At 44.9% G+C, this 11,549-nt stretch carries 12 protein-coding genes; 2 read left to right on the plus strand and 10 right to left on the minus strand.

The annotated features are described in order from the left end of the window. Nucleotides 1-4: 4 nt before the first annotated feature. A complete protein-coding gene (locus HGH90_RS26850) occupies nt 5-2,365 on the plus strand; it encodes a M56 family metallopeptidase (RefSeq protein ID WP_169192316.1) in 2,361 nt (786 codons plus the stop codon). A 132-nt stretch (nt 2,366-2,497) separates the two neighbouring features. After that, complete coding sequence (locus HGH90_RS26855; RefSeq protein ID WP_168767139.1) at nt 2,498-3,628, plus strand: C1 family peptidase; 1,131 nt, start codon at nt 2,498-2,500, stop codon at nt 3,626-3,628. A 165-nt stretch (nt 3,629-3,793) separates the two neighbouring features. Here the strand turns inward: HGH90_RS26855 and HGH90_RS26860 are convergent, their stop codons facing one another. The 10 genes from HGH90_RS26860 to HGH90_RS26905 all read right to left on the minus strand — a co-directional run bounded on the left by HGH90_RS26860 (nt 3,794) and on the right by HGH90_RS26905 (nt 11,239). Beyond that, a complete protein-coding gene (locus HGH90_RS26860) occupies nt 3,794-4,081 on the minus strand; it encodes an acylphosphatase (protein ID WP_247680036.1) in 288 nt (95 codons plus the stop codon). 524 nt (nt 4,082-4,605) lie between these two features. Then, entirely contained in the window at nt 4,606-5,202 is a 597-nt protein-coding gene (locus tag HGH90_RS26865; RefSeq protein ID WP_168767140.1) for a 2'-5' RNA ligase family protein, read from the minus strand. 135 nt (nt 5,203-5,337) lie between these two features. Beyond that, entirely contained in the window at nt 5,338-6,099 is a 762-nt protein-coding gene (gene tpiA, locus HGH90_RS26870; protein WP_168767141.1) for a triose-phosphate isomerase, read from the minus strand. Nucleotides 6,100-6,112: 13 nt separating this feature from the next. Continuing rightward, on the minus strand, nt 6,113-7,291 hold the full coding sequence (locus tag HGH90_RS26875; protein WP_168767142.1) for a putative sugar nucleotidyl transferase: 1,179 nt from the start codon (nt 7,289-7,291) through the stop codon (nt 6,113-6,115). 69 nt (nt 7,292-7,360) lie between these two features. Next, nucleotides 7,361-7,612 carry a type B 50S ribosomal protein L31 gene (locus tag HGH90_RS26880; protein ID WP_145674946.1) on the minus strand — a complete coding sequence of 84 codons (252 nt, stop codon included), beginning with the start codon at nt 7,610-7,612 and terminating at the stop codon, nt 7,361-7,363. A gap of 74 nt (nt 7,613-7,686) precedes the next feature. Next, the gene (locus HGH90_RS26885; RefSeq protein ID WP_168767143.1) at nt 7,687-8,178 is read right to left on the minus strand and encodes a YajQ family cyclic di-GMP-binding protein; all 492 of its coding nucleotides are present in this window, start codon (nt 8,176-8,178) and stop codon (nt 7,687-7,689) included. A 93-nt stretch (nt 8,179-8,271) separates the two neighbouring features. Beyond that, on the minus strand, nt 8,272-9,006 hold the full coding sequence (locus tag HGH90_RS26890; RefSeq protein ID WP_168767144.1) for a head GIN domain-containing protein: 735 nt from the start codon (nt 9,004-9,006) through the stop codon (nt 8,272-8,274). A gap of 43 nt (nt 9,007-9,049) precedes the next feature. Further along, nucleotides 9,050-10,132, minus strand: a complete 1,083-nt coding sequence (locus tag HGH90_RS26895) for a DUF4097 family beta strand repeat-containing protein (protein ID WP_168767145.1) — start codon at nt 10,130-10,132, stop codon at nt 9,050-9,052. Further along, nucleotides 10,116-10,673 (minus strand): hypothetical protein, encoded by a 558-nt coding sequence (locus HGH90_RS26900; RefSeq protein WP_169192317.1) that lies wholly within the window; start codon nt 10,671-10,673, stop codon nt 10,116-10,118. The genes HGH90_RS26895 and HGH90_RS26900 overlap by 17 nt, the downstream gene beginning before the upstream one ends. Then, nucleotides 10,673-11,239: an RNA polymerase sigma factor gene (locus HGH90_RS26905; RefSeq protein ID WP_168767147.1), complete on the minus strand. Its 567-nt coding sequence runs from the start codon at nt 11,237-11,239 to the stop codon at nt 10,673-10,675. Before HGH90_RS26905 ends, HGH90_RS26900 begins: the two co-directional genes overlap by 1 nt. Nucleotides 11,240-11,549: the final 310 nt, after the last annotated feature.

The raw sequence follows: 11,549 nt of genomic DNA on the forward strand, positions 1-11,549 counted from the left end.
TACCATGCAATTACTACCTATTACGGGCGATTTTGTACGCGCCCTGGGATGGACGATCCTTCATTCCATGTGGCAGGCATGCTTTATCTATGCCTGCCTGCGGATAGTGTTTAAATTGTGGCCTCAGGCAGGGGCAAAGATCAAGTATAACTTATCGCTCCTATCCCTCTCGGGCATTTTTACCTGGTTTCTGGCGACCCTGTTCATGCATATTCAACGCATTACGGAAGCAAGAGAAGCAGCTGCGCAAATGGTGGATACCGTATACATCACAACGCCGAACCCGGTGGTGTATCATAGCCAGGAACCGCTGGTATGGCTGCTTCCCAACCTCGAAGGTTATTTTCCTTTCCTGGTTACGCTCTATGTTGCCGGAATGACGATTATGACCATCAAATTGTTGTCTGACCTATTTCATTTACAGCGCATCCGCACCACCCATATCGAATCGATGGGCAATGCCTGGGATAAACACCTGGACAAACTTACCGCAAGGTTACAGATTCCCCGCAAGGTGAAAGTGCTGATCTCACAGCATGTACAGGTACCGGTGATGCTGGGCTTCCTAAAACCACTCATCCTCTTGCCCATAGCCATGGTGAATAACCTCAGCGAAGAACAATTGGAAGCGGTATTGCTGCACGAGCTTGCTCACATCAAACGTAATGATTATCTGTTGAATATCTTCCAGTCAATTGTTGAAACAATCCTCTTCTTCAATCCCTTTATATGGCTGATTTCCAAAGCCATCCGCATTGAAAGAGAACACTGCTGCGACGACCTCGTTATTGCCAGCACCGTTCAACCATTGCAATATGCTCATGCCCTCGTAGCCCTGGAAGAGTACCGGTTAACCGCCAACCGGCTTACTATGGCTGCGGCAAACAGCAAACAACATCTGTTTCACCGCATTAAACGCATCATGGAAATGAAGACAAAAAATCTCAATTATAGCCAAAAATTTCTTGCTGTCTTAATCATTGCTACTGGCCTCGTATCCATTGCATGGTTCAATCCCGCTAAAGGAAAAGAACATAAAACAGCTGAACACCCTGCCGATACTACCGCTCCCAAAAACAATACTGCCCGGGAAACAGGTAAATCTACTTCAGGTACCGCCAATACTTTCCGTCAACAACTGGATGTTGCCAGTCCTGCACCAGCCGCTAATGCCGTGGAGATGAAAGATGTAGTGTTGCCTGAACCCGCAGGTTCCATGAGCCCTCTGGCCCCCCTGCAAACAGGACCTTCTTCATCACTCAGTCCAGTGGCCACCCAGGCTCCGGATCAGTCAATGAACACCCAGATTGACGACGTACAAGACCTGAGCGTAGCTAACGTGAAAATACAAGACGTGAAACTAGATAACCTCATCAATCAAAACGTTACTGCCAATGTAAAAGTCAACACCAAAAACTACCTCTTCACCCGTAACCAGGTCTTTTACAACGATACCGCTGTAGACCGGGAAGAAATACGCAGACAGATTGTAGCTGCCCAAAAAAGCATCGACGTCGCTATGAAGCAGCTGAAAAATGTGGATATGAAAAAGGTACAGGAAGATATCCGCATCGCTACCCAAAATATCAATATGGCCAACCTGTCTGCTGAAGTAAAAAAGGCACAGGCTGAAAGCATGGCTGCCCTGAAAAACATTGACTGGGACAAGCTCACCAATGCTCAACAGGAAGCCGCCAAAGCCCTGAAAAATATCGACTTCGAAGCCATTAACCGCAATGTTAACAGGAACGTCAACAACGCCTTAAGAAGCATACAGACTGACAGATTCAGCTTTGATACCACCATCGATAAGGAGGACGTTCGCAGACAACGCGAAGAAGGCCTGGCTAATGCTGCCAGAGCCAGGGAAGCTGCCCGCAGAACACGGGAAGGCATTGGTCGCACCAGGGAAGGCGCTCAACGCAACGCGGAAGCCGCCGAAAGAGAAAAAGAAGCAAGAATCAGGGAAAAAGAAGCCAGGATCAGGGAAAAAGAGGCTAGAACCCGGGAAATACAGGCAGAGAAAAGAAGTAAAGACGCGGCACAACATGAGCAAGACGCCCGCAAAAGGACCGCCGAGGCCGAACAACGCGCCAAAGACGCAGACAAACGCTCCCAGGAAGCTGCAGAAAGAGCCAAACAAGCTGAAAAAAGATCAGCTGAAGCAGCCGAAAGGGCTAAAAAAAACCAGGAAATGATTGAAAAGATGGCGGCCGATAAGCTAATCGACCCATCCAAAAAATATACTATAGAAAAAACCAGCGAAGGTCTGTTCATCAATGGAGTTAAGCAACCAGAAAGCGTTTACGCCAAATATGAACAATATCTTCAGGGCGGCGGGCATGTGACTATAAAAAAATCATAGTGCTCCAATAAAAAGCCGATCACTGCCATTCTATTGCGGATAACACAGGTACCATTACCGTTCATACGGTAATGGTATTTTTTTTCAAGTGGGTTCACTTACCTTTAGATATATAACTTAATGAAATAGTTTATGAAAGCGTTTTGTATTACACTTGCCATGTTTGCCGCCACCGCAGTCAATGCACAGGAAAAAGGCATGGTAATTAACACCCTCGAAAAAGGCCGGATCAACGCCGCCACCCCGGTGAAAAACCAAGGCATGACAGGCACCTGCTGGGACTTCTCCTCCACTTCCATGATTGAATCGGAAAGTTTACGTAAAGGATTACCCGAGCTCGATCTGTCTGAAATGTTTACGGCCCGTAACGTTTATATAGAAAAAGCCAAGAACTATGTACGGCGCCAGGGCTTTGCCCGCTTCGACGAAGGCGGACTGGCACATGATGTCATTCGCGCTGTTGCAGCTTATGGCATAGAGCCTGAAAGCGTTTACAGCGGCTTAAAAAATAATGCCGCCATGCATGACCACGGTCAAATGGTGATCGCTATGAAAAAATACCTGGACAGTATCATTAAGGTATCACCCGTTCCCGACAACTGGGTAAATGAATTTACCGGTATTCTCGATACTTACATGGGTAAGCCCCCTGCTACCTTCGAATACAATGGAAAAACCTATACGCCGCAGAGCTTTGCCAAAGAAGTGGTAAAGTTTAACGAAGACGACTATGTTTTCCTGACTTCCTTCACCCATCACCCTTTTTATAAGTCTTTTATTGTAGAGGTGCCTGATAATTTCTCTAATGGCGCGTACTTTAACGTACCGCTGAAAGAGCTCACCAGCATTACTGAAACTGCGCTGCAAAAAGGCTATACTGTATTATGGGATGCCGATGTAAGTAACAAAGGGTTTGCCGGCAGCCGGGGTTACGCACTGCTTACTTCTTCCAATGTTCCCCTGTCCAAGGATAGCATAGACCCTGAAATGCAGGAGCCCAGCTATACCCAGGATTCACGTCAACAACTATACGAAGAATTGATTACGCAGGATGACCACCTGATGCATATCACCGGTATTGAAAAAACGCCTAAGGGCAAGACTTTTTTCCTGGTGAAAAATTCCTGGGGTAAGAATGCCAGCCCATTTGGTGGGTACCTGAATGTTTCTGAGGCTTATTTTGCAGTAAACACCATTACCATTGTAGTGCCTAAAGCTGCTCTGGACAAATCTTTACAAAAGAAATATACCAGTCTCAACTAACGCTATCATATGACAAAAGTGCAAAGAAATTTACACGGTGGTATTCAGTTGCGATGCTCCGTAAATTTCTTTGCACCTCTTGTCAACCCGTCACGGTTAACTTTTTCACTACAATTGATGATGGCATAGGTAACTGAACACCTGCTGTTACCGTACCGGGAGGATTTATGAATAAAGGATAGTAAACCCTTTGATATGTTGTACTTCACCTGTGGTAATGTCTAATTCTTTCACCGCCGCCATCGCCGGACCTGACTTGCACCAGTCTATAAAGGCCTCCATTGCATCTTCCGACGCCTCTGCCAGGATCCACACGTTTCCATCCAACAGATTTTTTACCTGCCCTTGTACATTCATCGAATCCGCTACGCGTTTAGCATTAGCCCTGAATCCCACCCCCTGCACACGACCTTTCACAATAATTTCCTTGTGTACCATTGTTCCTGTTGCCATAAATATTTATAAAATTAGCTAGTATTGGCTTGATGCTGAATATGTTACATAACAATAACTGCTACATAAACAGCTATTCAAAAAGCCAATTTTCCGGCAAAGATACAAACAACCCAAAGTTTATTCCAAAAGCTGAAGGGGGATTGAACATTAACAAGGCATTTAACGAACAATTTATCCGAATGAACAAATAGCTTATTGATCTATACAGGATCTTTTCAGATCCAAATATCTGAACCAGGCATTACCAGACAGCAGATACGAAGCACCACAGGAAACCGGGGGAACAACGGATCTAATAACATGTTGCATGCTTCGCTTCCATCAGCAGACAGCAGTTGAAGACTGCAACAGCAACAGTATGAAAGGTGGCTAACTTGAGGGAATCAAACACTGATGAAAATTGATATAGGGGTAATATAGGGGTAAACAAATTATTACATCCGCTTACTATATCCGTCTAATTTCATCCATGCTGCGGATCTGCTATCCGCTAATGCCCTGGTCAGATAATCATGAGCTGACTATGCAGCATAATTAAACAATGAACCAACCATATGTTCAATATCTCCAAATACAAAATCTCTTACACGTTCATATTTACCGCCGCTTGCAGGACGTTTCAACAAACTGAAACAATGGCAATTGAAACTGCGTACAAATACCTGCTGGGCCAGTGATGGCATAATCATGTTTACCTCTGCATCATGTAATCCCCTGGCCAGCATAATATGCGGACGGAAAGATTGCGGCTTCAGCTCAAAAGCCTGCATAATGCTTCGGTGTAACTCCACCAAAGGTTTGGGATTAGCCACATTGATGAAAACACTATTGTTGCCATCAGCATGACGGTAAGCATCCATCTTGGCCGTATACACCGCAAACCCCGATTGCTTACGCGCTACGCCTTCCAGCATCATCACAAAGTCTTCCTGGAAACGCTCCGGAAAAGCAGACCTGAACAACGCTACATGAACCGGCGCACCAGACATCCCCGGATCACCCAACTCCGCTGCTACAAACTGACGAACCCGGGTCACATCCTTAGCCACTGAAGCATCCGGATTCACCACCAACAAATAATCAAATAACTCTTCCGAAATCTCATAATTCGTATTCATAACCTGATATTTTAATTCTTCCTGTTAGAATGACAATACGAATATACAACCTTTTTTCGGAAATACTAATTTTTTTAGCATTTTTTACTAAAAAAATACGCAGCTTCACTAACTGCGTATTGCTCAATTATTTATTTATGACAGCTTTTCTATAATAGCTACAAAGTCCGCTGCTACCAAAGAAGCACCACCAATAAGCCCTCCATCTACATCGGCTTCAGCAAACAGCTCTGCGGCGTTGCCTGGCTTGGCACTGCCTCCGTATAAAATCGTTGTATGTAACGCCGCCTCCCGGCCAAATTTATTAGCAATCTGCGACCGGATAAAAGCATGCATATCCTGCGCCTGCGCTGCACTGGCCGTTAAACCCGTACCTATCGCCCAGATAGGCTCGTACGCAATCACTACCTGCTTCAACTGCTCTACCGTCAGGTGAAACAAACTTTCCTCCAGCTGCTTCGCCACAAAAGCATTCTGTGTTGCTGCCTGCCGTATTTCCAGCGGCTCTCCACAACAGAAAATAGGCTTCAGTCCATTCGCCAGCGCCTGGTCAATCTTTTTTGCCAGCATTGCATTGCTCTCCTGGAAATATTCCCTTCTCTCAGAGTGACCCAGGATCACATAATCCACGCCAATTGATTGCAGCATCTCGGCAGATACTTCACCAGTATAAGCGCCGGATTTTTCACTGTAACAGTTCTGCGCCGCTACGTAAAAACCAGGATAATTCTTCAGCAAAGACTTTGCCTTCTGCAGATAAGGAAACGGCGTAGCTACCACTACTTCCTGCCCCTCTTTTAACCGGAGCCCAGCCTGCAGAATGTCGTTAATCAACTGCTCGCCCTGCGCCAGCGTAAGATTCATTTTCCAGTTACCTGCAACAATTTTCTTTCTCATAAATACTGTGATATTAAGTTTTAAGGTCTTTCTGATAAATTAATTCATATACTGTCTCCAGCACACTACTGTCTTTTACTGTTAGCTCCCGTCCTTTCAAAGCCATCCATTTACCTGCGTCTTTAAGCGCCTCCGGCAAACGATACTGCCCTTCGTCCCCCCAACTGAAAGAAGGCACAAATTTGGGCGGGAAATGCCCGCCAAATACATTGCAGGACACCCCTATCACAGTACCGGTATTCAACATGGTGTTGATGCCGCAGCGACTATAATCTCCCATCAGTACCCCACATTTGGTACCCGCCGCCATAGGCTGTCCCAGGCCCTCCATCCAAACATTCACATCCGATACATTATTCTTCAGGTTGGAACAGGAAGTATTGGCGCCCAGGTTACACCACTCTCCAATCACCGCATCTCCCAGGTAACCATCATGCCCTTTATTGGAATAACCAAAGAACACACTATTTTTTATCTCTCCCCCCCCTGTACAATAAGGCCCCAGTGTGGTGGCCCCATACGCCTTCGTTCCCATCTTCAACACCGCGCCCTCATTCATCGCCAAAGCTCCCCTGATCAAACACCCCTCCATCACCTGCGCGTCTTTCCCAATATATATCGGTCCTGTAGCTGCATTTAATACACTACACTCTACTGTAGCCCCAGGCTCCAGGAAAATATCCGCAGGATGTATGATCTGATTGGTGGATGATATGGGAGCAGAGGTTCTGCCCGCCGTTAGCAGCTTAAAGTCTGCCCTGATCGCTTTGTCGTTGAGCGCAAAGATATCCCAAGGCTTATAAATTCCCAGTACTTCCCCCGGATAATTTTTACGTTGCCCATTGGCTAATACCGGCGCCTCCGCTCCTAATACCGCTTTCGCCAGCAAATGATTGTCTTTATACAACTCCTGCTCCGGCTCCAATGCCAGGACTGCTGCTAAAAAATCTGCATCCGGCAGCAAATGGCCACAGATTAAAATATTCATAGTATCGGGTAACTTATGCTGCAACGGAAACTTATCCTGCAGATGCGGTACGGTAAAATGGCTCACTCCTGTACCCAGCCAACGCTCCCATTTTTCCTGTATGGTAAGTATTCCTACTCTGCAGGTGGCAACGGGTCTCGTATGCGTAAAGGGGAATAACAGTTCACGTACGGGCGTGTCAATAAGAATGTAATTACGCTCCATAAGGAACTAAAATAAAAAATCCCATCGATAAGCCGATGGGATTTCCCTAAAAAATATTTTACTTAGCAACTAAGCTTTCTTAGCGTAGCGTTTGTTGAACTTATCAATACGTCCTGCAGTATCCACCAATACATTCTTACCAGTATAGAAAGGGTGAGAAGTATTGGAAATTTCCAACTTAATCAACGGATACTCGTTACCATCTTCCCACTTTGCAGTTTCTTTGGAAGGCGCGGTAGAACGGCTTAAAAAGCTATCTCCGTTTGACATATCTTTAAATATCACAAATCTGTAACTTTCTGGATGGATTCCCTGTTTCATATCAAAATTATTGTAAATACAGGGTGCAAAGTTAACTAAATTTCTTTAACACCCAAAGATTATTATTAAAAAAATCAGGATTTCATATTTATGTACTGCAACGGAATACCCAGGTTGGCTTCCCGGCACTTTTGTATAACATCCTGTAAATCATCTATTTTCTTACCTGTTACTCGCACAATATCATCCATAATGGCAGCCTGTACCTTCAAATTGGAATCTTTAATCAGCTTCACAATTTTCTTGGCGTCATCCTGTTTAATCCCATTACGTACTGTCACATCTTTTTTAAATACCTTCCCGCTCTGGTATGGCTCCTTACTCAGATCATAAATACTGGCATCCAATCCCTGGCGCATGGTACGGCTCACCAATACGTCCAGTAACTGTCCCAGCTTCATATCACTCTCTACCTCTATATTGAGCGTCAGTTCTTTCTTATTTAACGCTATCTCTACATGTGATCCCTTGAAATCATACCGGTTCGTGATCTCTTTCTTCACCGTGTTAATAGCGTTATCCAGGGTCTGTAAATCTACTTTGCTGACAATATCAAAGGACGGCATAACTATAAATTTTATATTCGAACAGCAAATATAAAAAAGAAAAGGCAGGTAGAGAACTACCGGCCCGATATATACTCTAAATCTAACTTGTTATTAAATCTTACTGATATTACCTATACCGGATATCGACTTGGTAACGGCAGGATCTCCTTTATAATGTACCTTACCCATGCCCGAAATGCCCACATCCAGCTTTTTCTGCACAAACACTTCTGCTTTCCCGGTACCGGAAATATCAACGTGTGCGTCGTCTGTGGCCAGGTCCAGTGCCCTGATATCGGCAGCACCGGATATTCCATACTCAGCACGGTCAGAAGTACCGCTCAGCTTAACTTTGCTGGCGCCGGACACTCCCACCTTCAGCTTACGGGCGTTGATCTCCAGTTTGGCATCTGCTGCCCCGCTGAATCTCAGCTCCAGTAAATCGCTGTTCAGCGTACCCTTGCTGATAAATCCGCTGGCCCCGCTGGCCGATAAAATGCCCACCTTTTCCAGGGTCACATATACAATAATATCTTTGGTCGGCTGAATATTATAGCCCTTTTTGGTATAAACCTGTAGCTCTTCACCTGATATCTCTGTCTGGATATATGGCAACAGGTTCTCTTCCGCAGCTATACGAATACTGTGGCTGTTGCCCTGTTGTATGATCACTTTATATACACCGGAGGTACTGATATCTTTAAAAGGAGCTGCATTCCTGGATTCCTCCTTTACTTCACCATTCCCCCTGATCCGCTCCTGCCTGTTACAGGAAAAGGAAACAAGTAAAGTAGCGGCCAACAGTAATGGTAATGCAAAAAGGAAATAATTGAAAAAACGTTTCATAGTGTAACTCATTTATCAGGTTTTAGAATGGCGTTATAACAGGTTAGTAAGTATCTAGTTTAGCATCTGAGTTGGTGCCCCGTATTTTTATATAGGGAGATGATTCACTTGCTCCCCCTGCCAGTGCAGTGTAATCATGGTTCGCGTTTTTCTTGTTGGAAACAACATTCCTCAGTTCAAATCCGTCCACTTTTATATCGCCATATACGAGGTTGGCAACGATAGACAGTGGCTGGCGGCGGGAAAAAGTTATCTTGATATCTGAATAGGTAAGCTGGAAATCGGCGGATTTAAAACCTGTGCCCACCTTACCTACTTTCACATCTCCATAAGTCATGTTCATATTAATAGCTTGTTGCAGTTCCTGCATACGCACATCGGAATAGGTGCATCTGCCGCTGGCCTGATCTACGCGGTCTATTTTATAATTATCATAGTTGGCGGAAATTTTCAATTCGCCGACCCGGTCTACAGCGTAGTCACTATAGTTAGAGCTGGTGCTCAGGCTTCCTAGCTGGTCGGCGCGCACATTGGAATAGCTTCCTCTCACCTCTACTCTATCCGCTTTGCCAATTTTGCCTTTATCGCAGTAATTGATCCGTAAACTCAGGTCTTCCGCTTCCCGGATATCAAATGTGCAATAGTTCAATTCCATTACCACCGGGAAACTAAACTTATCTGCTATCACATCGCCAAATTGGTTGGTGACCATCAGCTTTCTTAAACTCTCGGGGATATATACATCGTAGTCAATATTCACATAATCCTTGGAATCCATCTTACCCCCCCAGGAAAACCAGCCGGAACTACTTTTGCCAGGGCTGTAGGCGGTACGCATTGATACGCTGCTGTTACTCTGATCAGCATCAATATCTACCATTTCTGCAATGGAACGCGCCTGTTCTTCGTTCTTTCCAAAACCGGTAATGGTAATGTTAGCTTTGATTTCGTTCTTATTCCAGGCGTGAAAAATAATCTTGCCATATTTGTTGGAAAGATTTAACGCCGCATTATCACCAACGGAAAAACTTTTCACGACTGTTTTCTTGTACACTGTAGATCCGTTGTGAGCTTGCGCCAGTAGCGGCAGTAGCAGAAATAATAAGCATCTAAATCTCAACTTCATATTGTTTTTTTGTATGACCGGGAGCTGCATGTCTATCCTGCAGTTCTTCTAATATTTTGTCCAGGAGATCCAGCTTTAGCTGGTAATAACGTATGAGTGCAGCACGGATTCTTTCATTGCCCGGGTTATTTTTCAGCTCTTTCTCCAGTGCTTTATAGGTATCATTGCGCAATTGCAGTTCCTGCCGGGCGGCGCTGTCCAGCCCCAGCTCATTGACAGGGTATGCATCTATTAATTGAAGTTTGGCATTTATCCGCGTGGTATAGTAGGCCCGGGCTTCCTGCAAATCCGGCGGTATAGCTGAAAGCTCCTGCTGTTGATGCCGTTTATGCCCGGTAAAATAAAATATAGCGGCAGCATTAATCATCAAAACAGCTATCACCGCGGCTTTAAACCAGTTTTTCCGTAAAAGCTGTATTACCCTCCCCTGGCGCTGTTCCGTAAGGTCTTTTTCCAATGCAGCCCAAACCCGTGGCGATGGCCCCGGTCCCTCGAATTCATCCCGGTGCTGCTGGATAAAACTTTCAAAATTGTCTGGCATCAACGAGTTACATTTTGCTGTTTTACAATCTGTCTTACCTTCTCCTTTGCACGCATGTACTGCGTTTTAACGGTCGACTCCGTGATACCCAGCATTTCTGCTATCTCCCGGTGTGAATACGATTCAAAAAGATAAAGATTCAACACCGTGCGGTACCCATGTGGTAAGCCATGGATGGCAGATTTCACAGCGGCAACGGTCCAGCTGAACTGAGCCTCATCAATGCCGTCTTCCGCCATTACATCAACCTCTTCCACTTCTTCAAAATACACTTTCTTTTTACGTAAGGTATTTAAACAGTGGTTCACCACAATCCGTTTTATCCAGGCACTGATGCTGGCGTCCCTTTCCAGCTTCCCAATATGCTTGTGTACCTGGATAAATGCTTCCTGCAAAGTATCCTCCGCATCGCTCACGTTGTTGGTCATACGCAGGCAGATGTTATACATAGCAGCTGCATAGGCGTTGTACAATTCATGGAATGCACGTACATCCCCCTTCTTGCAGCGGTCTATTACATTCTCTGCTATTTGCGTTTGATTCAAGTTAGTGGCTGATGCTTTCATTATAAAGACAGTAATTGTAAAAAAGGTTGCACGGTGGCAATTAGTTTTTCCCGTTCAATGTGACATAATACCGGCATTCAGTAAATTCGAATGTGCCTATCTAGTTAATTATTAGCTAGTTATAAAAAAAGGATGAAAGGGGTCGGGGTAAAAAAGTTTTTCAAAATTAGCAGAATCACCTACCCAACGTCATCAAATTATACCAAACGGCCATTTCCTGTGATGAAACCCGTACATCTTCATGTTGAAAAGAGCGAAAGGAAAACGCAGCCAGCTAACTGACTACGTTTTTCCGTCCTTATATACCTAA

This window comes from Chitinophaga sp. Ak27, from assembly GCF_012726295.1.
In the GTDB taxonomy this organism is placed as follows: Bacteria; Bacteroidota; Bacteroidia; order Chitinophagales; family Chitinophagaceae; genus Chitinophaga.

Bases quoted from the DNA above. Each gene is read 5' to 3' on its own strand.
- HGH90_RS26850 (WP_169192316.1), top strand. From the start codon at position 5: ATGCAATTACTACCTATTACGGGCGATTTTGTACGCGCCCTGGGATGG.
- HGH90_RS26855 (WP_168767139.1), top strand. From the start codon at position 2,498: ATGAAAGCGTTTTGTATTACACTTGCCATGTTTGCCGCCACCGCAGTC.
- HGH90_RS26860 (WP_247680036.1), bottom strand. From the start codon at position 4,081: ATGGCAACAGGAACAATGGTACACAAGGAAATTATTGTGAAAGGTCGT.
- HGH90_RS26865 (WP_168767140.1), bottom strand. From the start codon at position 5,202: ATGAATACGAATTATGAGATTTCGGAAGAGTTATTTGATTATTTGTTG.
- tpiA (WP_168767141.1), bottom strand. From the start codon at position 6,099: ATGAGAAAGAAAATTGTTGCAGGTAACTGGAAAATGAATCTTACGCTG.
- HGH90_RS26875 (WP_168767142.1), bottom strand. From the start codon at position 7,291: ATGGAGCGTAATTACATTCTTATTGACACGCCCGTACGTGAACTGTTA.
- HGH90_RS26880 (WP_145674946.1), bottom strand. From the start codon at position 7,612: ATGAAACAGGGAATCCATCCAGAAAGTTACAGATTTGTGATATTTAAA.
- HGH90_RS26885 (WP_168767143.1), bottom strand. From the start codon at position 8,178: ATGCCGTCCTTTGATATTGTCAGCAAAGTAGATTTACAGACCCTGGAT.
- HGH90_RS26890 (WP_168767144.1), bottom strand. From the start codon at position 9,006: ATGAAACGTTTTTTCAATTATTTCCTTTTTGCATTACCATTACTGTTG.
- HGH90_RS26895 (WP_168767145.1), bottom strand. From the start codon at position 10,132: ATGAAGTTGAGATTTAGATGCTTATTATTTCTGCTACTGCCGCTACTG.
- HGH90_RS26900 (WP_169192317.1), bottom strand. From the start codon at position 10,673: ATGCCAGACAATTTTGAAAGTTTTATCCAGCAGCACCGGGATGAATTC.
- HGH90_RS26905 (WP_168767147.1), bottom strand. From the start codon at position 11,239: ATGAAAGCATCAGCCACTAACTTGAATCAAACGCAAATAGCAGAGAAT.